This is a genomic window from Vibrio sagamiensis NBRC 104589, from assembly GCF_007990935.1.
GTDB classification, from domain to species: Bacteria; Pseudomonadota; Gammaproteobacteria; order Enterobacterales; family Vibrionaceae; genus Vibrio; species Vibrio sagamiensis.
In genome coordinates, this window is record NZ_BJXJ01000023.1 from 44,786 (window position 1) to 67,497 (window position 22,712).

The 22,712-nt window shown below is 41.0% G+C and carries 20 protein-coding genes and 1 riboswitch; of the genes, 5 read left to right on the forward strand and 15 right to left on the reverse strand.

Features of this window, described 5'->3' with window-relative positions:
- Nucleotides 1-103 precede the first annotated feature (103 nt).
- Nucleotides 104-2,269, forward strand: coding sequence for a phosphate acetyltransferase (gene pta / locus VSA01S_RS12400; protein WP_039981437.1), 2,166 nt, complete (start codon nucleotides 104-106; stop codon nucleotides 2,267-2,269).
- A gap of 285 nt (nucleotides 2,270-2,554) precedes the next feature.
- On the opposite strand, the gene oppF is transcribed toward pta, so the two are convergent.
- The 10 genes from oppF to moaA all read right to left on the reverse strand — a co-directional run bounded on the left by oppF (nucleotide 2,555) and on the right by moaA (nucleotide 11,749).
- Nucleotides 2,555-3,547: a murein tripeptide/oligopeptide ABC transporter ATP binding protein OppF gene (oppF, locus tag VSA01S_RS12405; RefSeq protein ID WP_039981463.1), complete on the reverse strand. Its 993-nt coding sequence runs from the start codon at nucleotides 3,545-3,547 to the stop codon at nucleotides 2,555-2,557.
- A complete protein-coding gene (locus VSA01S_RS12410; protein ID WP_039981438.1) occupies nucleotides 3,544-4,515 on the reverse strand; it encodes an ABC transporter ATP-binding protein in 972 nt (323 codons plus the stop codon). The genes oppF and VSA01S_RS12410 overlap by 4 nt, the downstream gene beginning before the upstream one ends.
- A 28-nt stretch (nucleotides 4,516-4,543) precedes the next feature.
- The gene (gene oppC, locus VSA01S_RS12415; protein WP_039981440.1) at nucleotides 4,544-5,446 is read right to left on the reverse strand and encodes an oligopeptide ABC transporter permease OppC; all 903 of its coding nucleotides are present in this window, start codon (nucleotides 5,444-5,446) and stop codon (nucleotides 4,544-4,546) included.
- Nucleotides 5,447-5,461: 15 nt separating this feature from the next.
- Nucleotides 5,462-6,382 (reverse strand): oligopeptide ABC transporter permease OppB, encoded by a 921-nt coding sequence (gene oppB / locus VSA01S_RS12420; protein ID WP_039981441.1) that lies wholly within the window; start codon nucleotides 6,380-6,382, stop codon nucleotides 5,462-5,464.
- A gap of 107 nt (nucleotides 6,383-6,489) precedes the next feature.
- On the reverse strand, nucleotides 6,490-8,121 hold the full coding sequence (locus VSA01S_RS12425; protein WP_039981465.1) for an ABC transporter substrate-binding protein: 1,632 nt from the start codon (nucleotides 8,119-8,121) through the stop codon (nucleotides 6,490-6,492).
- Between the two features lie 836 nt (nucleotides 8,122-8,957).
- On the reverse strand, nucleotides 8,958-9,416 hold the full coding sequence (gene moaE, locus VSA01S_RS12430; RefSeq protein WP_039981443.1) for a molybdopterin synthase catalytic subunit MoaE: 459 nt from the start codon (nucleotides 9,414-9,416) through the stop codon (nucleotides 8,958-8,960).
- Nucleotide 9,417: 1 nt separating this feature from the next.
- Nucleotides 9,418-9,675 carry a molybdopterin synthase sulfur carrier subunit gene (gene moaD, locus VSA01S_RS12435; protein ID WP_039981445.1) on the reverse strand — a complete coding sequence of 86 codons (258 nt, stop codon included), beginning with the start codon at nucleotides 9,673-9,675 and terminating at the stop codon, nucleotides 9,418-9,420.
- The gene (gene moaC, locus VSA01S_RS12440; protein WP_039981446.1) at nucleotides 9,672-10,151 is read right to left on the reverse strand and encodes a cyclic pyranopterin monophosphate synthase MoaC; all 480 of its coding nucleotides are present in this window, start codon (nucleotides 10,149-10,151) and stop codon (nucleotides 9,672-9,674) included. Before moaC ends, moaD begins: the two co-directional genes overlap by 4 nt.
- Nucleotides 10,152-10,176: 25 nt before the next feature.
- Nucleotides 10,177-10,683: a molybdenum cofactor biosynthesis protein B gene (gene moaB, locus VSA01S_RS12445; protein WP_039981447.1), complete on the reverse strand. Its 507-nt coding sequence runs from the start codon at nucleotides 10,681-10,683 to the stop codon at nucleotides 10,177-10,179.
- A gap of 76 nt (nucleotides 10,684-10,759) precedes the next feature.
- Entirely contained in the window at nucleotides 10,760-11,749 is a 990-nt protein-coding gene (gene moaA / locus VSA01S_RS12450; RefSeq protein ID WP_039981449.1) for a GTP 3',8-cyclase MoaA, read from the reverse strand.
- Nucleotides 11,738-11,907: riboswitch (molybdenum cofactor riboswitch) on the reverse strand. Its footprint overlaps the gene before it by 12 nt.
- Before the next feature lie 162 nt (nucleotides 11,908-12,069).
- On the opposite strand from moaA, the gene VSA01S_RS12455 reads away from it, so the two are divergent.
- Nucleotides 12,070-12,963, forward strand: a complete 894-nt coding sequence (locus tag VSA01S_RS12455) for a YvcK family protein (RefSeq protein ID WP_039981451.1) — start codon at nucleotides 12,070-12,072, stop codon at nucleotides 12,961-12,963.
- Nucleotides 12,964-13,082: 119 nt separating this feature from the next.
- On the opposite strand, the gene luxU is transcribed toward VSA01S_RS12455, so the two are convergent.
- The 5 genes from luxU to VSA01S_RS12480 form a co-directional block, all read right to left on the reverse strand.
- Nucleotides 13,083-13,427 carry a quorum-sensing phosphorelay protein LuxU gene (gene luxU, locus VSA01S_RS12460; protein WP_039981453.1) on the reverse strand — a complete coding sequence of 115 codons (345 nt, stop codon included), beginning with the start codon at nucleotides 13,425-13,427 and terminating at the stop codon, nucleotides 13,083-13,085.
- Nucleotides 13,424-14,827, reverse strand: coding sequence for a quorum-sensing sigma-54 dependent transcriptional regulator LuxO (gene luxO / locus VSA01S_RS12465; protein WP_039981455.1), 1,404 nt, complete (start codon nucleotides 14,825-14,827; stop codon nucleotides 13,424-13,426). Before luxO ends, luxU begins: the two co-directional genes overlap by 4 nt.
- Before the next feature lie 142 nt (nucleotides 14,828-14,969).
- Nucleotides 14,970-17,000, reverse strand: a complete 2,031-nt coding sequence (gene uvrB, locus VSA01S_RS12470; protein WP_039981457.1) for an excinuclease ABC subunit UvrB — start codon at nucleotides 16,998-17,000, stop codon at nucleotides 14,970-14,972.
- A gap of 843 nt (nucleotides 17,001-17,843) precedes the next feature.
- Nucleotides 17,844-18,239, reverse strand: coding sequence for a hypothetical protein (locus tag VSA01S_RS12475; protein ID WP_186810630.1), 396 nt, complete (start codon nucleotides 18,237-18,239; stop codon nucleotides 17,844-17,846).
- A 97-nt stretch (nucleotides 18,240-18,336) separates the two neighbouring features.
- The gene (locus VSA01S_RS12480) at nucleotides 18,337-19,161 is read right to left on the reverse strand and encodes a winged helix-turn-helix domain-containing protein (protein ID WP_039981460.1); all 825 of its coding nucleotides are present in this window, start codon (nucleotides 19,159-19,161) and stop codon (nucleotides 18,337-18,339) included.
- Between the two features lie 589 nt (nucleotides 19,162-19,750).
- On the opposite strand from VSA01S_RS12480, the gene rsxA reads away from it, so the two are divergent.
- The 3 genes from rsxA to rsxC form a co-directional block, all read left to right on the forward strand.
- Nucleotides 19,751-20,329 (forward strand): electron transport complex subunit RsxA, encoded by a 579-nt coding sequence (gene rsxA / locus VSA01S_RS12485; protein WP_039983198.1) that lies wholly within the window; start codon nucleotides 19,751-19,753, stop codon nucleotides 20,327-20,329.
- Nucleotides 20,330-20,334: 5 nt separating this feature from the next.
- Nucleotides 20,335-20,928, forward strand: a complete 594-nt coding sequence (rsxB, locus tag VSA01S_RS12490) for an electron transport complex subunit RsxB (protein WP_039983196.1) — start codon at nucleotides 20,335-20,337, stop codon at nucleotides 20,926-20,928.
- Nucleotides 20,929-20,936: 8 nt separating this feature from the next.
- The coding region (rsxC, locus tag VSA01S_RS12495; protein ID WP_147052705.1) for an electron transport complex subunit RsxC at nucleotides 20,937-22,712 on the forward strand (1,776 nt) is incomplete at its 3' end.

Genomic DNA, 22,712 nt, shown 5'->3' on the forward strand with positions numbered 1-22,712 from the left:
GCCAGTTTCTTAGAAATATTTTTTGGAGCTCAACTCCTATTCTTTGGATTTCATGGAATATGAATTGTGCTTTCTCTCCCAAATAGCTAAAGGTACTCTTCGAATGTCTCGTACTATTATGCTTATCCCTACAAGTGCTGGTGTTGGTCTAACTAGCGTAAGCATGGGTGTTCTTCGCGCAATGGAGCGCAAAGGCGTTAAAGTTTCTTTCTACAAACCGCTTGCTCAACCACGTTCTGGTGGTGATCAACCGGATTTGACTTCAACGATTGTTGGTTACAACAGCGATATGAAGATCGGCAAACCAATGGCAATGTCTGTTGCTGAAAGCCTGATCGGCCATGACAATATGGATGAGCTGCTCGAAACCGTCGTTGAACGTTACAACCAAATTAATAAAGATGCTGATGTAACACTGATCGAAGGTCTCGTTCCTACTCGTAAGCACCCATTCGCTAACCAAGTCAACGCAGAAATTGCGGCTACTCTTGGTGCAGAGATTGTTCTTGTTGCTACTCCGGGTACTGACAACCCAGCTCAACTTAAAGAGCGCATCGAAGTTGCATGTTCTAACTTCGGTGGTACTAAGAATAAAAACATCTCTGGCGTCATCATCAATAAACTGAATGCTCCTGTAGACGAAGCAGGTCGTACACGCCCTGACTTATCTGAAATCTTTGACGATGCAGATAGCGCACAACAAAACGAAATGAAAGTGATGGAAATCTTCAACACTTCTCCAATTCGTGTCTTAGGTTGTGTACCATGGAGTATCGACCTAATCGCTACCCGTGCCATCGATATGGCCAAGCACCTAAACGCTGATATTATTAATGAAGGTGATATTAATACCCGCCGTATTAAAAGCATCACTTTCTGTGCACGTTCATTACCAAATATGATCGAGCACTTTAAACCAGGTTCGCTGCTTGTAACTTCTGCAGACCGTCCTGATGTTATCGTGGCGGCTTCGCTTGCCGCTATGAATGGCGTAGATATCGGTGCTGTATTGCTTACTGGTGGTTATGATATTCCTGAGCAAATAGCTAACTTGTGTAAACCTGCGTTTGAAAGTGGCCTACCAATTTTCAAAGCTCAAGGTAATACTTGGCAAACTTCTCTAAATCTGCAGAGCTTCTCTCTTGAGGTTCCAGCAGATGATAAAGAACGTATCGAGTTCATCAACGAGCACGTTGCTGGTCACATCGATGGTAATTGGATCGAGTCTATGACTGAAGGCACTCAGAAGTCTCGTCGTCTAAGCCCACCAGCATTCCGTTACCAGCTCACTGAGTTCGCTCGTAAAGCTGGCAAGCGTATCGTTCTTCCTGAAGGTGACGAACCACGTACCGTTAAAGCTGCGGCTATCTGTGCTGAGCGCGGTATCGCTGAGTGTGTACTGCTCGGTAACCCAGACGAAATCCGTCGTGTTGCTGCACAACAAGGCGTTGAGCTAGGCGCGGGTGTAACGATCATCAACTCTGATGAAGTTCGTGAAAACTATGTTGCTCGTCTCGTTGAACTACGTGGTGCGAAAGGTATGACTGAAGTTGTTGCTCGTGAGAAGCTACAAGATTCAGTATTCCTAGGCACAATGATGCTTGAGAACGACGAAGTAGATGGTCTCGTTTCTGGTGCGGTTCACACCACAGCGAACACTATCGTTCCTCCGTTCCAAATCATTAAGACGGCACCTGATGCATCTATCGTGTCTTCTGTATTCTTCATGCTGCTACCTGATCAAGTCTTGGTTTACGGTGACTGTGCGATCAACCCAGATCCAACAGCTGAACAGCTTGCTGAAATCGCTATCCAATCTGCTGATTCTGCAGCGGCTTTTGGTATCGACCCTCGCGTTGCTATGATCTCTTACTCTACTGGTGAATCTGGTAAGGGTGCAGACGTAGATAAAGTACGTGAAGCGACTAAGATTGCTCAAGAGAAACGTCCAGATCTAGTCATCGACGGTCCTCTACAGTACGACGCAGCGATCATGGAAAACGTGGCAGCTTCTAAAGCGCCTAACTCTCCAGTAGCAGGTAAAGCGACAGTATTCGTATTCCCAGATCTAAACACGGGTAACACGACTTACAAAGCGGTACAGCGTTCAGCAGATCTAGTTTCTATCGGTCCAATGCTGCAAGGTATGCGCAAGCCTGTAAACGACCTATCTCGCGGTGCACTAGTAGACGATATCGTGTACACCGTTGCTTTGACTGCAATTCAAGCAGATCAAGCTGACCAAGCAAAAGAAAAAGTGATTAACTAACCCAACTCGGTTAACGATATTGCTTTTGTAGCTATACCTTAAAAGCTATAAATAGAAACCTCGCCATGTGCGAGGTTTTTTATTACGACTCTTTTTTATCTCCCATTTTCAATATTTAAGGCTTAACAGAATGAGGGAAAACGAATAACTGAGGTAGAAATACCCAAGTAACCTTGCGATGAATCAAGCATCTGGAAGTCATTTGGGCATTGTTTAAAACTGAAGATAAAAAAAGCGCGACTCGAATAACAAGCCGCGCTTAAGCCCGTCACAGGCTGAATCGTATCAAACCGTTACATGAAGGCAAGAAGCTGCATGAACATCCGAACCTTGCAGTGTTGGTTTAGTCTTAGCACATTCCTCAGTTGCCTGTGGGCAACGTGTGCGGAAAACACAACCTGAAGGAGGACTGATCGGAGAGGGTAAATCCCCTTCCAACATTTGAATTGTTTTATTGCGCTCAATTTCTGGATCTGGAATTGGGACAGCTGACATCAAGGCGCGCGTATAAGGGTGTTTAGGATCTGCGAATAGTGCTTCCGATTCACCGAGTTCTACCGCATTACCCAAATACATCACTAATACACGATCTGAAATGTGCTTCACAACCGAAAGATCGTGCGCAATAAACACTAATGAAAGACCCAACTCTTTCTGCAGTTCTTTAAGCAGATTAACCACCTGAGCCTGAATGGAAACATCTAAGGCAGAAACCGGTTCATCACAAATGATCATCTTAGGTTTCAGGATAAGTGCACGTGCGATACCGATACGTTGACACTGGCCGCCTGAAAATTCATGTGGATAGCGGTTGATCACGTTAGGTAAAAGGCCTACTTTCGCCATCATTTCCTTAACACGATCTTTCACTTCTTGCTTAGAAAGTTCTGGATAAAACGTTTCTAGAGGTTCAGCAATGATATCACCAACTGTCATACGTGGGTTCAAAGATGCCAACGGATCTTGAAAAATCATTTGGATCTCTTTGCGTGTCTCTCGACGCTGAACTTCTTTCATCTTGGTGAGGTCTTGGCCTAACCAAACCACTTCGCCATCCGTTGCCTCAACTAAGCCAATGATCGCCCGTGCGAACGTTGATTTTCCACAGCCAGACTCACCAACAACACCAAGAGTCTCACCTTCATATAGGTGAACGTTAACACCATCAACTGCTTTTAGTGTCGCTGGTTTTGACCATGGCCATGCTGATTTTGCCGCGATGCTGAAGTGAACTTTCAACTCAGATACATTAAGAATTAATTTTTTATCTACACTCATTTGTTCCAAGCCTCCCATTCAGAAAAACATGCTCGCTGACGCCCATTTCCAAAAGGCATTAATATCGGCGCTTCACTCTTACAACGACCTTCTACACGATGGCAGCGATCTTGATAAGGACAACCTGGTGGCAAACGTAGTAAGTTTGGTGGATTGCCTGGTATCGTCGGTAAGATTTCCCCTTCTGTATCAAGACGAGGAATTGCCTTCAATAACCCTTCAGCGTAAGGGTGACTTGGTTGGTAGAAGATTTCTTTAACGGTACCGTATTCCATAGTACGACCAGCATACATGACTAAGACTTTGTCACAAGAGCCAGCAACCACTCCCAAATCGTGAGTAATCATAATGATGGCAGCATTAAATTCTGACTTAAGTTCGTTAAGTAAATCCATTATCTGTGCTTGAACAGTTACATCCAATGCGGTTGTTGGCTCATCTGCAATCAACAATTTTGGTCGGCATAGTAATGCCATAGCAATCATCACACGCTGACGCATGCCACCAGAGAATTCGTGTGGATACATTGTCATACGCTTACGAGCTTCTGGAATTTTTACCGCTTCGAGCATACGAACAGATTCTTCAAATGCTTCTGCTTTACCCATCCCCTTATGTAACATTAGGACTTCCATAAGCTGGTCACTAACTTTCATGTATGGGTTGAGAGAAGTCATCGGGTCTTGGAAAATCATCGCGATTTGTTCAGCACGAACCTGGTTTAATTCTTTCTCTGGAAGGTTAAGAATCTCTTTGCCTTCAAACTTCGCACTGCCTGAAATAATGCCGTTTTTGGCCAATAGACCCATGATTGCAAATACAGTTTGCGACTTACCAGAACCGGACTCACCTACAATACCTAATGTTTCACCTTGGTTCAGTGAGAAATTCAAATCATTAACTGCGGTAACAATACCATCTTGGGTTGTAAACTCGACACGCAGATCTTTGACATCTAATAAACTCATAATCAATTCCTTACATTCTTTTTTGTACTTATCTGTCTTTAGGATCAAGCGCGTCGCGTAGACCATCGCCAACATAGTTAAAGCAGAAAAGCGTGACGACCATGAAGGCTGCTGGGAAGGCAAGTTGCCAAATCGCGACTTCCATCGTTTGCGAACCTTCTTGAAGGAGTGCGCCCCAGCTTGTCATTGGCTCTTGTACACCAAGACCAAGGAATGAAAGAAATGATTCCGTCAAAATCATACTCGGAATAAGGAGTGTGGAATACACTGCCACAATACCTAGAACGTTTGGTACGATATGACGAGTGATGATTTTCCACTTGCTGACACCACAAACGTGTGCCGCTTCAATAAACTCTTTACTACGCAAACTCAACGTCTGGCCACGAACTATGCGCGCCATATCTAACCAAGCAATGGCACCTATCGCAACAAAGATCAGGATGATATTACGGCCAAAGAAGGTCACCAATACGATTACAAGGAACATAAAAGGTACAGCGTAAAGGATTTCCAAAATACGCATCATAATACGGTCTACTTTGCCACCGATAAAGCCTGAAGCTGCACCGTAAAGTGTCCCTATCACAACAGCAACCAACGCCCCCAATATACCGACCATCAATGAAATGCGGCCACCAATCAAGGTACGAACATACAGGTCTCGTCCAAGACTATCGGTACCAAACCAGTGCTCACCACTAGGTTCAACATGCATTGCATACCAGTCTGTATCATCAAATGCATAAGGGGCAATCATAGGTAAAATAATCACCGCAAGAGTCATCAGCGTCAGAATAAATAGGCTCACCATTGCCGCTTTATTGCGCATGAAACGAATACGAGCATCTTGCCATAAACTGCGACCTTCCACTTCCAGGTTCTCTGCAAATTTCTCGACCGCTTCAAGGTTTTCTTTTTTCGTTAACATAACCATACTTCCTCGTTAGTAGCGAATTTTCGGGTCAATCATTGCTAGTAGAATATCAACGACCGCGTTGAATAATATAAACAGGAAGCCAATTAATATGGTCACCCCCATTACTAGCGAGTAATCACGGTTAAATGCAGCATTAACAAACAGTTTACCGATACCTGGCAGACCAAAGATGGTCTCAATCACCACAGAGCCAGTAATGATACCGACGAATGCTGGCCCCATGTATGACACAACGGGTAACAAGGCTGGCTTTAAGGCATGTTTCAAGATGATATAGCGGTAACTTAAGCCCTTCGCACGAGCCGTTCGAATAAAGTTACTGTTCAAGGTTTCGATCATAGAGCCACGAGTAATACGCGCAAAGGTCGCTACGTAAAGGAGTGACATACCAATGACAGGCAGCACTAGGTATTGCCAGCCACCATCTTGCCAGCCACCCGCAGGGAAAAGTTGCCATTGCAATGAAAAAAGGTAAATGAGCGCAGGTGCCAATACAAAAGAAGGCATCACTACCCCAACCATGGCTGTGGACATAATGGCATAATCAATCCATGTGTTGTGCTTCAGCGCCGCGATCGTCCCCACGGTCACACCAAGTAATAAGGTAAACACAAAAGCGATACTACCAATTGTTGCTGATACTGGCAGTGCCACTGCGATCAATTCATTCACAGTGTAATCCAAGTATTTGAACGAAGGTCCAAAGTCACCTTGAATCACATTCATTAAATAGGTTGTATATTGCTCAAATACAGGTTTATCTAAACCGTACTTGGCTTCAATGTTGGCCATGACTTCTGGCGGTAACGGACGCTCGCTCGAAAAAGGGTTACCAGGAGCAAAGCGCATTAGAAAGAACGATATTGTGATCAAAACCAACATGGTTGGGATCGCCTCAAATATCCTTTTTGCGATGAATTTAAGCATAAACTCACTCTTCCAGTCTGTGACAGTTAAAAATTAATTACAGTGTGCCTTACACGCGCTTAGATAAGTGCGTGCAGGCCATTTTTTATAGTCTTGAAGCTAAATGATTACTGAGCTTTGATATAAAGATCTTTTGAGTAGATTCTGTCTTCTGGGTTGTTAGCTGGGAAGCCACCCACCGCAGGTGAAAGCAGACGTGTACGCACGTATTGGTAAATAGGTGCGATTGGCATGTCTTTTGCCATCAATGCTTCTGCTTGATTGTACAATGCTTGACGTTCAGCATCAGATGTGGATGTGATCGCTTTTTCCATGATCGCATCGTATTCTTTACTTCCGTAGTGCACCCCACCAGTGTTGTTACCGCTCTTCATTAAGGTTAAGAAAGAAGAAGCCTCGTTGTAATCACCACACCACCCTGCGCGAGCAACTTCAAAGTTGCCTGAGTCTTTAGAAGATAGGTAGGACTTCCACTCTTGGTTTTCTAGAGTCACATCTAAACCAAGGCTTTTCTTCCACATTGAAGCCAGTGCAATCGCCACCTTCTTGTGGTTTTCTGATGTGTTGTAAAGCAGTGAGAATTTTAGTGGGTTATCTTTGCCATAACCAGCTTCTTCCAATAGTCGTATCGCCTCAGCATTACGCTCTTTTTGGGTCATTTTACCGTAGGCTGGAAGCTCAGGGTTAAAATGTGCTGTGATTTCAGGAGTTAAAAAGTACGCTGGCTTTTGCCCTTGTCCCATAATGGCATTAGCAACAATATCTCGATCTATAGTGTAAGAAATCGCTTTACGTACACGTGCATCATCAAATGGTGCTTTTTTCGTATTAAATAGGTAGTAGTAAGTACATAAATTACCCACTACAGACACCGATTCTGAATATTCTTTTTTAAGGCGTTTAAAGTGCTCCAGTGGTACTTCATTAGTGAAATCAATTTCACCAGATAAGAACCGGTTCATTTCTGTTACTTGGTTTTCAATAGGTAAGTAAGTCACTTGCTCTAAGACGGTTTTATCGTTGTCCCAGTATTGCTTATTTCGCTTCAATACTAGACGCTCATTCACCACCCATCTATCCAGTGAATATGCACCATTACCAACAAAATGCTCTGGTTTTGTCCATTGATCACCAAACTTCTCAACGGTCGCTTTATGTACCGGCTTCATGGTTGTGTGTCCTGACATCATGATGAAATACGGTACAGGAGAATCCAGCTCAACGACTAACGTATGTGCATCAAGTGCTTTTACACCCAGTTGGCTTTTGTCTTTTTTACCCGCAACAATTTCTTTAGCATTCTTCATCTTGGTGTATTCCATGTACCAAGAGTAAGGAGAAGCCGTTGCTGGATCGACAGCACGCTGCCAGCTGTATACAAAATCATCGGCGGTAACAGGATCACCATTCGACCATTTAGCATCTTTGCGAAGGTGGAAAGTAAACGTTTTGTTATCTGCCGTTTCCCAACTTTCTGCAACACCTGGAATAGTATTTCCATTTGCATCTTGATTGACCAGACCTTCTAATAAATCACGGATAACGTGTGATTCAGGGACACCCTGAGATTTGTGCGGGTCAATGGTCGCAACTTCGGTACCGTTTCCACGAACAAGCTCTTGTTTTTCTGAAAGTTTTGTTCCAGCAGGCACATCAGCAGCAAAAGTTAGAGGAGAAGTAGAGGCCACTACAAGGCCAGAACTCAAAAGAAGGGCTTTAGTGATTTTATTTTTATACATGTGTAAAACTCCAAGTTTTTCATTAGCATCCATGACTCGCCTGCAAGAAGCTGACTAAAGCAGCATATTAGATTGAATTTGTACAAAGTATGAGCACAATATTCTAATGTCTTGCGAAGACTTTGGCACACATTAGCAACCATTGAACTAATTTGCCATAAACATATTACAAAAAAAACAATAATTCTGTAACATTCCCATACATTCAGCAATAAACACTAGTTAAAATGACTAAACTAGTCTTTATTGCAGGAAAAACACTTCTACTAAGACAGATATATTGATAAAAATTAAAATAAAGAATGCTACATTCATTAAAAACCCAAATGCAACTTAAAATTAACATTAATTAAACAAATTTGCGATCGTATATTATGCGATTAGCGGTAATTTGATTTGTCTTGTGAGGTTAATCGCTAACTTGCAAGGTCTCAAATATTGATTCTGTTACTTAAATGAAACGAAGCATTCATACTAAAAATGTGAAAATTATTGATTATTTCAAATTAGTATAAAATATTACTTTAATACGAAAAGCCAGCATAACTACGTAAGTTTAAAACACTTATCCCATTGCCTACACTTGATAAATATGTAAAAAATCACAAGCTTGGAAGTGTTCAAAAAACAAGCACCTAATCAAAGCGCAATAATGACCATTCACATGAAATTAATGACAGATTTTACAGAATGAATTGAGTTAAAATAGATAGATATGGACAGAAGAGATATCAATGAATATAGAGCGATAGAAGACTAGAGGAGGTAAATGCTGAAGACTTCGTAAAGTATACTGCCCACTCTACAATGAGCAGTATTAATGATGATGAATATCTTTATTCATTTTTCCAGCGCAACATGGCTTGCTGGTCAGATTGACGGGGTTCAATCCAACGGCTTTCACTGCTAGTTCGCTCTTTCTTCCAAAATGGAGCTTTCGTTTTAAGGTAATCCATTATGAATTCACAAGCTTCAAACGCTGCAGCTCGATGAGCACTAGACACACCGACAAAGACGATTTGATCACCAATATCTAGGTCACCAATGCGGTGAATAATACGAACTCCTAGTAGAGGCCAGCGACATTCTGCCTTCTCGCAAATATCAATTAGGCTTTTTTCGGTCATACCTGGGTAATGCTCTAAGTGCAAACCAATAATATCATCGCCAAGATTATTATCTCGAACCTTACCAATAAAGGTTACAACCGCACCTGCGGCATTCAAAGTTGATAGACGTTGATATTCGTGCTCTAAGGAAAAATCTTCCTCCCGTACACTCACTCTCATGTCCATATTAACCTCCCGTCACAGGGGGAAAGAAAGCAACTTCATCACCGAGACTCACTTTTGCCTCTAATGGCACAATTTCTTGGTTTACCGCAGCTAACAGCTTTCCTGCCTGTAGCGCTAAATCCCATTTATTTGATGCAGATGGTGCTTCTTTTATTAAGTGGATACGAATCGATTCTACGCTATCAAACTCACCTTCAAGTTCAAGACTTTCGATACCAACAAGCTCACGCGTCTGAGCAAAAAACAGGACTTTAATCATAGTTCCGCCTTAAAGTGTCCCGATTTACCACCTGTTTTTTCCAATAAACGAACCTGGCTAATAACTATGTCTTTTTGCACTGCTTTACACATGTCATATATTGTTAGTGCAGTAACGGAAGCAGCAGTCAAAGCTTCCATTTCAACTCCTGTTTTCCCTGCAAGTTTACAGGTCGATTCAATGCGTACTTGGCTTGTATTTTCAATAGCTTCTAGTTGTACTTCAACTTTTGAAAGCAGCAAAGGGTGACAGAGTGGGATTAAATCCCATGTTTTTTTAGCTGCTTGAATTCCTGCTAAACGTGCAGTAGCAAAAACATCGCCTTTGTCATGCTGCCCTGACACAATGAGCTTGAGTGTATCTGAAGACATGTTAACAAAAGCTTCAGCACGAGCTTCTCGTACCGTTTCAGCTTTCATGGATACATCAACCATGTTTGCTTCACCAGAAGCATTAATATGTGTAAGTTGTGTCATGATGTTCTCTTGATTCAAACTTCAGTTATAAATGAGGCATAAAGTTGCATGGGCGATGGCTAGCATCGAGCTGTTGTTGAATAATTTTTGTCCAACCCGTCCGACACGCACCTGTCGAACCTGGCATTGCAAATATGACGGTATGATTAGCAAAGCCTGCAACAGCGCGAGATTGAATTGTTGAAGTACCGATCTCCTCATAAGATACCATACGGAATAACTCACCAAAACCTTCTACTTCTTTGTCAAAAAGTGGTTTCAACGCTTCAGGAGTACTATCACGTGAGGTAAAACCTGTTCCGCCTGTAACTAAGATCGCTTGAATACTTTCATCAGCAATCCATTGCGACACGATCGCGCGAATTTTGTATCTATCATCAACCACTATTTTTTTTTCTAATATATGATGGCCTGCTTCTTTTGCTTGTTCAACCAGATAACCCCCTGAAGTATCATTCTCTTCAGTACGAGTATCAGATACCGTCAAGACTGCGATTGATGCTGCTTGAAATTTACTTTCTGCATGTCCCATTTATTCACCCACTATGAATTTTACTAAAACCACTATTAAAATAACTATCGGCATCCGTTTGACAAAGCACATACGTTTACCCTCCGATCGAGGCAAAATGTGGCGTCATCCCTGTATGGCCATCATGTAATGAATGACTGATGGACTTTGTTTGTAACTGAGATTGAATTCGTGCAATTAATGCCTTTTCCTGCTCGTCTTGCTGTAATAAGTCACGCAAATCTATGCCATCATCCCCAAACAAACACAAATGTAATTTCCCTGTTGCAGAGATACGTAATCGATTACAGCTCTGACAAAAACCTTTCTCATAAGGCATGATCAAACCAATTTCACCTTTGTAATCCGGATGAAAGAACACTTGAGCTGGACCGTCTTGTTGTGAACGAGTCTTGAGCAGCCAACCATCAGCAATAAGTTGGTTTCTGATCGCAACACCGGAAACATGATGTTTATTAAATAAATCGTCCATTTCACCTGTTTGCATTAACTCGATAAAACGTAACTGAATGGGACGGTCTTTAATCCATTGAAGAAAAGCTGGCAATTCACGATGGTTCAAATCTTTCATTAAGACTACGTTAACTTTGACTTTCTCGTAACCAATCTCAAATGCTCTATCAATGCCACTTATCACTTGTGCGAACTTATTTTCACCAGTGATTTGCAGGAACATACGTGGATCAAGGCTATCCACGCTAACATTAATATGAGTCAAGCCTGCGGAACGCCAGTCAGCAACGTGCTTCGCCATTCGGTAACCATTAGTCGTGGTCGCAATTTGGTTAATTCCTGGTATGTTGGCAACGGTCTCAATGATTTGGGTAAAGTCTTTACGTAAACTCGGCTCTCCACCAGTAATACGAACTTTTGATGTGCCACAATCAGCAAATGCCTTGGTAACACGATAGATCTCAGGTAGGGACAAAAAAGATGAGTTTTTCTTCCCCGAAGGTTTATAACCATCAGGAAGGCAATATGTACATTTAAAATTACACACGTCAGTTACAGAAAGACGCAAGTAATAAAACTTACGATGAAATTTATCTTCTAATTGTTGTGCCACGGAACACCTTTCCAAATACGGGAGGCAAAGTCATTTCCAATTTTGCCCTTGTGGCAACATGCCACTGGCTCAAGATGCCTATCAATAAGACTTAGGATACTCGTAATGAGTATCAATAATATTGACTTAGCACAATGAGCTCGGAGTTATGGCAATTAAAGAAAGTCACTCTCTAATAGCTTTATTTAAAATACTTAATATTGACTTAAGAAGCCAGTGAAAAAAAACCACCATCTACACAAATTTTCACAAATCAAGTACCTCTCTCATATTCTTTAAGGTAAATTATCCTTGTCTTATACAAACATTTAAAAAGCATCATGGATATATACTCGACAAAGAAAATAGTTGCTGTTGGTGGTGGTCATGGGTTAGGCCGAATCTTAGCGGCCTTAAAAGATTTTGGTGGCAATGCAACAGGTATTGTTGCAACTACGGATAACGGTGGTTCCACAGGAAGAATAAGGCACTGCCAAGGCGGTATCGCTTGGGGAGATACTCGCAACTGTATCAACCAATTGATCACAGAGCCTTCAGTCAGTTCGATGATGTTCGAGTATAGATTCAAAGGTGCTGGTGAACTTGATGGGCACAACTTAGGTAACCTGATGCTAACAGCCTTGGACAACCTCTCTGTTCGTCCTTTAGAAGCCATTGACCTTATTAGAAACATGCTTAAGGTGGATGTTAATATTATTCCAATGTCAGAGCATCCTTCTGACCTTACAGCTTTATCAACTGAAGGCTCGTGGGTAACAGGTGAAACCAATATCGACGATATGACATCAACACTACGCCGATTAGATTTATCACCAGAAGTCCCAGCGACAAAAGAAACACTTTTAGCAATTAAAGCAGCTGATGCTATTATTCTTGGGCCTGGCAGCTTTTTAACCAGCATCATGCCCCCATTACTGTTACCTGAATTAGGAAAAGCCATTGCAAATAACACCTCTGCAAAAGTTATTTTCATTGCAAATTTAAGCCCAGAACATGGGCCTGCAGGACATATGTCAATGAAGCAAAAACTAGAATGGTGTGAACGTGCCTGCAATGGCAGAAAAATTGATGTGGTCCTAACTGAGCAAGCTGAGCAAGAAGTATCAGAAAGCTGGAACGTAGTAACAGAATCATTAGCTTCAACAAACAGAGACTGGCGCCATGATCGAGACAAACTGAAGCTAACTATAGAATCCCAGCTACGATTAAAATAAAGGCTCACTATCGAGAAAGAAACCTCGATATAGGACGACTCGCGTTAAAAAAGCCCTTCGACATCAGGAGGGCTTTGAGTTTTTGCTAACGTTTCATACATAGTTTAGGTAAGAGAATACTAGTTAGCCCAAGAGCTATAGACCTCACGAGTAATCTGAAGTAAAGCGAGCATTGCACTGACCTCATTCTCCAGATCTTGACATTGATTCAGTTTGGCTTTTTTGTCGATAGAAATTGCCAGTTCACATAGTCGTTCTGCGCCGAAACTTGCAGCACTGCTCTTAAGTGCATGACTTATCTCTTTTAAATAAACCTGTTGTTCTACACCTTGAATATTAATAAGATTGTCAATGTAGATACCCATTTCTCCAATAAAGATATCCAGTAAAATAGGAATATTTTCACTACCGATCTCTGCAGACAACCCTTCAATTTTTTTCTGACTTAATACACTTGTATTCATACGCTCTGTTTTTCTTCCTTGCTGTTCCATGCCTGTAGTTTTCTATACAGGGTTGAAGGGCTGACATCCAAATAACCTGAAGCACGTGGAATATTACCATCACAGGCTTTAATTGCTTGCTCAATTGCTATTTTCTCAGTCATCCATAAAGGAAGAATATCTGAAGCTTTCATCAATTGATTTTGCACTGGTGTTACTTCAAGAATTTTCGAAATAGGATGATTGAGTGGGGGTGGCAACATTTCTAGTGTAATTTCTTTGCCATTATTCAAAACCACAATATTTCTTAGTACATTTTGTAGCTGTCGCACATTACCTGGCCACTCATAATTATTAAATCGTGCAATAACTTCAGCTGCAAAGCGAACAAAGTTTTTTCCTTCTTCTTTAGACATGTAACCAAGCAAAGAATAAGCTATCTCAATAACGTCTTCTCCACGTTCTCGTAGAGGTGGCAGATGAAGAGGGATAACATAAAGGCGGTAATACAAATCCTCACGAAAACGTCCCTCTTGAACTTCTTTCCAAGGATCTCTATTGGTTGCACAAACGAAGCGTACATCAACGCTTTTCATTTTTGAGGAGCCTACTTTTTGAAAAGTGCCTGTCTGGATAAAGCGTAATAACTTAGTTTGGAGATCTAAATCCATTTCACACAATTCATCGAGAAAGAGGGTACCACCATCTGCTAACTCTGCCGCACCTTGGCGGTCATTTGCCGCTCCAGTAAAGGCACCTTTTACATGCCCAAAAAGTTCACTCTCAATCAAGTCTTTAGGTATTGCAGCACAGTTAATCGCAATGAAAGGTTTATCACCACGTTTACTCGCGGCATGAATTGCCTCAGCACATACTTCTTTGCCTGTACCGCTTTCACCTGTGATAAATATACTTGCTTTACTACTTGCTGCTGAGTCAATCGTACGATATACCTGCTGCATCGTTTGACTACTGCCAATAAAACCTTGGTAATTTTGCTCACCAGGGTTATCAGCTTCGTTTTTCAGTTTAGTTGCTTTGCGAATCGCATTATTAACTGTGACTCGAAGGCGGTCTGCTTCACAGGGTTTGATAAGAAAGTCTTGCGACCCATGTCTCATCGCCTCAACTGCCGTGTCAATAGAACCATGAGCTGTCATGAAAATAATCGGGACATCTGGGTGATTTTTCTTCACAGCATGAAGGACATCCATGCCCGTCATGTCAGGTAAGCGTAGATCCAGAAGTATGAGATCAGGTGTTCGGTTTTTAAGGCTCTCGATCGCATCCCTACCAGTTCCGACAATGTTAATATCAATTCCGAGAGGGGTAAGATAGGAGCGGTACAAAGCCGCCACTGAGGCCGTGTCTTCGACCATCAAAAGATAACGTGATTTAGGGCCAATTGGTGTTGGTTGCATATAATGAGCAATTTGTTTTGTCTTTTACACAATAATCGCATTACGCATTGCACTTTGCAATTTTTAGACTGCGATAGAATGGAATAAATCACGCAATTTTCAGAATCGAGCCCCTCAAGTAGATATTTTCAAAGAAATACCCCTAACTATTGGTAATGAATTGGGAGCGTAATTTTTCAATTTCATCACGCTTTTGTGCAGCTAATTCAAATTCAAGATTCTGTGCGTGCTGATACATTTCTGTCTCTAGCTTACTGATCTCTTTCTCTAGTTGCTGAGGTGTCATAACCGTGTAAGCCTTCGAAGGTTCAGCAACTTTAGACAGAGGTACAGTCTTTTGAGTTCGTTGACGTTTAGACTTGGTGATGTCACCTAACTCCATAATATCTTTGATATTACGTTTCAGAGCTTGGGGAATAATACCCATTTCTAAGTTGTAAGCGTGCTGCTTTTCACGTCGTCTTTCGGTTTCATCCATAGCTTTTTTCATCGACTTAGTAATCGAATCACCATATAGAATGGCTTTACCGTTAATATTTCTCGCCGCTCGACCAATTGTCTGAATAAGAGAGCGTTCTGAACGTAAAAAACCTTCCTTATCCGCATCCAGAATCGCCACTAAAGAAACCTCTGGCATATCTAAACCTTCACGCAGTAGGTTGATACCAACCAAGACATCAAACTCTCCTAGACGAAGATCACGTATGATTTCCACTCGCTCAACAGTATCAATATCTGAGTGTAAATATCGCACTCGTACATCATGTTCATGCAGGTATTCTGTTAAATCTTCAGCCATACGCTTCGTCAAAGTAGTCACCAAAACTCGCTCATTAATAGCACTGCGAATGCGTATTTCTGATAATAAGTCATCGACCTGAGTCAACACTGGCCGTACTTCTATTTCTGGATCAAGCAAGCCTGTTGGGCGAACGACTTGATCGGCAATTTCTCCATCTGATCTCTCTAGTTCATAGTTACCAGGAGTCGCTGAAACAAAAATTGTCTGTGGAGAAATTGCTTCAAATTCCTCAAACTTCATTGGCCTATTATCAAGGGCGGAGGGCAAACGAAAACCAAAGGCAACTAAGGTCTCCTTGCGCGAGCGATCACCTTTATACATTGCACCGATTTGAGGTACAGTAACATGCGATTCATCGATAATTAATAAACCATCATTAGGCAAGTAATCAAATAATGTTGGCGGCGGCTCACCCTCAGCTCGCCCACTCAAGTAGCGAGAATAGTTTTCAATACCAGAACAAAAACCAAGTTCATTCATCATTTCAATATCGAACTGCGTTCGTTGTGAGATGCGCTGCTCTTCAAGTAACTTATTATCATCAAGAAACTGACTTTTACGCGATTCGAGCTCAATTTTAATCTGTTCAATAGCATCCAAGATTCGATCACGTGGTGTCACATAATGGGTTTTGGGGTAGATTGTGTAGCGCGGTAAATCTCTTTGTTTTACTACTCCTGTCAAAGGGTCAAACACACTAATACAATCGACTTCATCATCGAACATTTCAATACGAACAGCATCTTGGTCAGATTCTGCAGGAAAAATATCAATCACTTCACCACGAACCCGAAATTGACCTCTTTCAAAGGATATATCATTACGAGAATACTGCAGTTCAGCAAGACGCCTTAACATATCACGTTGATCAATGACGTCACCTCGTCGTAAATGCAACATCATTTGTAAGTAAGATTCAGGATCACCAAGGCCATAAATTGCAGACACTGACGCAACAATAATCGCATCTTTACGCTCTAATAATGCTTTTGTTGCAGACAAACGCATTTGTTCAATGTGCGCATTAACAGAAGCATCTTTTTCAATAAAAGTATCCGTTGTTGGAACATAAGCTTCTGGTTGGTAATAATCATAATAGGAAACAAAATACTCTACTGCATTGTTTGGGAAAAAAGCCTTCATCTCACCATAAAGTTGCGCCGCTAGGGTTTTATTTGGAGCAAGAAGAATCGCAGGTCTTTGTGCTTTTGCAATGACATTTGCGAGGGTAAAAGTTTTACCAGAACCCGTCACACCTAGAAGAGTTTGATGGGCCAAGCCTGAGTCTAAGCCTTCCACCAACTGATGGATTGCTGTGGGCTGATCGCCTGAGGGACTATATTCAGACACTAATTCATATACTTTGCTCATAACCATCCTTAACTCATCCAATCTTCGGCTGCTATTGCTATCAAATAACTTTATATTAATTCATTTCCGTGAGATACCTAATGCGATTCTCACATATTGTTAAGCATTATTGGTACGGAACATTATACCCACCATCCAATGAGTGCAAAATTCTAGCTGAAGATTAATGACAAAGAATCATGTGTGGGTAAGACAAACATGTCTGATTAGATTCACTTACAACGTGATTTGGGTAAGGTGGTTTAGGCAAATGAGATGATATGTCTCACTAACAATAATGATCTGATCATGCTGTATTTAATCAATTACATCACTTGAAAACAAAATGATAACCCACTGTAAAAATGTGATAAGACTCGTCTAGATAGAGATATGACCTTACTCAATTTTCATTAACATAGTTATCCACAATTTTGGTGGATAAGTACTTCGAGCCCTTTCGCAGTAAAGCCTTTAAGAAAGTAAAGACTTTTTAAATTCTTTAGAATTATGAATTAAGGCATATCATCACCTATTTTCATAAAATTATTAGTTTTAATCGTTTTTGACGCAAATAATATTAAGAAAAATAAAGCAAGGACACTATATACTTAAGCATTTTAAATGGCTATATCCATAGAACCATAGGTAAAACTCTTTCGCCAAACAATTTTGAACGATAACTTTTGAAATTTCTCATGATGACGTAGCGATGTTTTACTGGAAATAAAATCAATAACATCACTCTGGACAAGTCATCTTGAGAACACTTAAAACAATAGAGACGAGGTAAAAATAAATACATTGAAATCATTGTTTCTAGATACACCACGACAATGATGATTACCTTTCAAAAACAAAACATTACAGTAAATCGACCTTTGCAACTGTCATTTTCGTTATCGGTTCGTCTGATATTAACAGCAGATACCCACCTGGTAGTTCTTCTGCGATTTGGATTGACTTCATAAATGCACGTTTACGCTTTGCACTAATATACTTTTTGAAAAGATATAAGCCTTTGGTTTCTTTCAAATCTATATCAACATCTTGAATTTCTTCATTAACAATTGTTGCATGATATAATCCCTTATTATTTGTTGTTATATAACCAGATGTATGCATTTTAAGCATATCTTCCATACCGGTCTCTTTTAACATTGTGAGTGATTCAAATTTATTATCTCTTATGAAAGCTTCTATGTGTTCGGTTGCAACATAGTGATGCGTTGATGAAACATAGTTAGTCCTTACGCTCACGGTAGTACCCTTTTCCTTCGTAAAGGTCAAATTTATCAATAGAGAGACTATCATTATACTAATGCTAGTAGAGAGAAAGATTAAGCTTCTTTTCTTATCAATGATCATAGTGATGCATTTCTTCCTTAATAATCGAAACCAATTTTTGGCTGCTGTCGTTTTTATTCAATATGATAACCACGTTATGTGGCGATGCGGAATCGCTAAGAGTAACGATTGAAAGCGTTTTACTCGTATACAACAAGATTGCACGGCTAAGCTCTCCCTTTCTCTTCAGTTCTGCAACATAAGGAGCTACGCCTACCGAAATATCACGAGTATCCAGACCTGGTTCAAAATATATGGTTAATAGTTCTGATACTTGAACTTTTTCCATTGAGATCCAAGAGCTCGCTTCAAATTTTGGTTTTGAGTTAAAAAATGGCAAATAAACAGCAATCAAAAGAAACACTAAACCTAAAGTAATACAGGTGTAGCTTAAAACGTTGTTTTCTGGTTTATCTACTTTTAATTTTTGAGCTTCGTGTGGCGCAGCAACTAGCCCTTCACTTTCTGATATTACATGCTCTGAAATATTTCTTAATGTATGTCCGATATCCTTCTCATGAGTTTTTTGAACGGTTTCGCTCTCAAACTTATAGCCTATTTTTGCAACTGTCTTGAGATACTTTTGTTCCTTACCACTGTCTTCTAAAAGTTGCCTTATGGAACGAATTGATTGCGTAAGTGAACCTTCAGATACATGTTTCCCTGGCCACGCCCCCGTTAACAACTCTTCTTTAGTCGTCACTTTCCCAGTATTTTTACATAGGATTAATATTACAAGATGATCATGATACCCTATTCGACGTTCTTCGTTGGTTAATATGTTCTTAACTAAAGGGTGTTCTGTATCTATTAACCAATTTTTTATTCTATACATAATTTCCTAATTAGGCTTTTAACCCTTTTAACTTCAATTAAAACCAAAAACCTGGCCTTACCACCGCCCAAATCAAACTCACACAACAAAATGACAAAAAAAACAATACAAGTCATTGTTTAATAAGAATTTAATAAAAAATAATCATTAAATTTAGACAAAAAACTTTCAAAAAAGCACAACTCAAAACTCACTATAAGTAAATTGTTAATTTACTCAAAATAAAAAATAATAAACATAAAACATACTTATTTATTGCACCTTAAGGGAAATAAATAAAATATCATAATGTTAAGGGTTTATTAAAAAAATATAAAAATATGAACAAAAAGGGTGTGTGTGTCTTAATCGAAAATGCAACCAGTGGCACACTGTTAGGATCTGTTAATTCTATTACTCCATAAAAATTGTTATTACCTAATAATCAGGTTTTTAGTCGTCACATTGACAACTAAGGAGTCACGAAACGATTAGTGCTTATTTTCTATTGCTATCAACCTAAATACTGAAAACCTTATCTTTCACTGGTTGTTATTGATGTCACAAAGCACGATAATAGAGATATTGGATTACAATGAATGTGTTAACTATGACCGAATATATGCTGCTGTTAGTTGGAACAGTTTTGGTTAATAATTTTGTGCTGGTCAAATTTCTTGGCCTATGCCCGTTTATGGGAGTCTCTAAGAAGCTAGAGACAGCGGTTGGTATGGGGCTGGCTACAACTTTTGTTCTTACCCTAGCTTCAGTCTCAGCATACTTAGTGGAGAGTTACATTCTTCGACCACTGGGGATTGAGTACTTAAGAACCATGAGTTTTATTTTGGTCATCGCCGTCGTGGTTCAGTTCACTGAAATGGTTGTCCACAAGACTAGTCCAACGTTATACCGCTTGCTTGGGATCTTTTTACCATTAATTACAACAAACTGTGCTGTTTTAGGTGTGGCTTTGCTGAATATTAATGAAAACCATAATTTCATAGAGTCTATTATCTATGGTTTTGGAGCCGCTGTTGGCTTCTCTCTTGTACTGATCTTATTTGCTTCAATGCGTGAGCGTATTGCAGCGGCGGATGTCCCTGTGCCTTTTAAAGGCGCTTCTATCGCAATGATCACTGCAGGCCTCATGTCTCTTGCCTTTATGGGCTTTACTGGATTGGTGAAATAAAAAAGATGAATACTATCTTTATCGCTATCATTGCCATCGCCCTACTTGCCGCTATTTTCGGCGCTATACTTGGTTTTGCTTCTATACGCTTTAAAGTAGAGGCAGATCCAATCGTTGACCAAATTGATTCATTATTGCCTCAAACCCAATGCGGGCAATGCGGTTACCCTGGTTGTAGGCCTTATGCAGAAGCAATTGCTAACGGTGACAAAATCAATAAATGTCCTCCAGGCGGCCAGGCTACCATTGAGAAACTGGCCGATCTCATGGGAGTTGAGGCAGAAGAATCTGCACATGACCTCGTTGATAACGTCAAAACCGTTGCTTTCATTCATGAAGACATGTGTATTGGTTGCACGAAATGTATTCAAGCTTGTCCCGTTGACGCCATAGTCGGTGGAACTAAAGCACTACACACAGTGATTAAAGACGAGTGTACTGGCTGCGACTTATGCGTCGCACCATGTCCAACAGACTGTATTGAAATGATCCCATTAGAAACGACCACCGATAGCTGGAAATGGCAATTGAATGCCATTCCTGTGACAAATATTACGGATGCTGCTGATTCAGCTCACCGAAGTAATTCGATTAATTAAGGTTTGATATGTTGTCTTTGATTGAACAAATTCGTGCTGGCTCATTATGGGACTTTCCTGGTGGAGTACATCCAGCAGAAAATAAAAAGCAATCCAACAAGATGTCATTAGTGCATGCCTCTATCCCCTCAGAAATTGTGCTCCCATTAAAACAGCACATTGGCAAATCGGGTAACTTACTGGTTGCTGCAGGGGACTACGTCTTAAAAGGTCAGCCACTGACCGCTTCTGATACCGGTTTTACTATTCCTGTTCATGCTCCGACTTCAGGACATATACAAGCCATAGAGCATAGGACTGTTGCCCACCCTTCCGGACTGGCCGAGCTTTGCGCAATTATTATTCCTGATGGCAATGATACTTGGTGTCCAAGAACACCGATTAAAGACTATACCCAAATGTCGAATGAGTCTCTGATTGATACCATTCGTCTAGCGGGTATTTCTGGCATGGGTGGCGCAGGCTTTCCAACAGCAAAAAAACTTCAATCAGGCCTTGCACGAACAGAGATACTCATCGTTAACGCAGCAGAGTGCGAGCCCTATATTACTGCCGATGATAAACTTATGCAGGAATATGCGGACGAGCTATTGCAAGGGATCGAAATTGTTGAACATATCCTTAAGCCCAAACTGACAATTATCGGTATCGAAGATAACAAACCTGATGCAATAAAAGCGCTTGAGCACGCAGCAAAAGAGAAAAACATTATTATCCGCGTGATTCCAACCAAGTACCCTTCTGGTGGAGAGAAGCAGCTTATCAAGATCTTAACCAATAAAGAGATCCCCAGTGGTGCCATTCCTGCTGATATTGGTGTTTTAGTACAAAACGTAGGTTCACTCTACTCAATTAAGCGTGCTGTCATTGACGGCGAGCCTATGATTAACCGTGTTGTCACACTGACTGGTGATACCTTTAAACAACCTCGCAATGTTTGGGCTTTACTCGGTACTCCAGTACAAGCGCTTCTAGATGAGTTTGGTTATAAAGCTGAACGAAAGCTACAGCGCCTGATTATGGGTGGCCCAATGATGGGCTTTACCCTCCCTCATGCTCAAGTACCTATTACAAAAACCGCGAACTGTATTCTGGCACCGAAAAAACGTGAAATAGCTATTTCAAAAAACGAAATGGAATGCATACGCTGTGGAGCCTGCGCTGAAGTGTGTCCTGCCACGTTACTCCCTCAACAATTGCAATGGTATGCAAAAAGCAAAGAGTACGAAAAGCTCGAAGAGCTCAACCTCCAGGATTGTATTGAGTGTGGAGCTTGCGCCTTTGTATGTCCAAGTGAAATTCCTTTGGTTGAGTATTACCGCCAAGCGAAAGCAGAAATACGCTCTCAGTCACAAGAAGCTGCGGCGGCTGAAAGAGCAAGAGCCCGCTTCGAAGAAAAACAAGCCCGTATGGAGCGAGAAAAAGCTGAACGTGAAAACCGGTTCAAAAAAGCAGCCGATGAACGCCGTAAAGACATGAAGGCATCAGGGGGTGATGACGCCGTTGCAGCGGCAATCGCGAGAGTCAAAGCACAAAAAGACGCTTCTGAAACTAACATAGAGCCTACCGTTAAACCGGCTGTAGCGGCTGCAATTGCTAAAGCCAAAGCAAAACAGGCCGCAGCCAAAGAAGCTGGACAGACAGAGCCTGACAACAAAGAAATGAGCAAGCTGAGGGAAGAACGTAAACGATTGGCTCGCGAACGTAAAGCATTGAAAGAAAAACAAGATGTCTCTTCTGAAGCCATTGACCCTTCGCCAGCAGTCGCATCAAGCGATGACCCG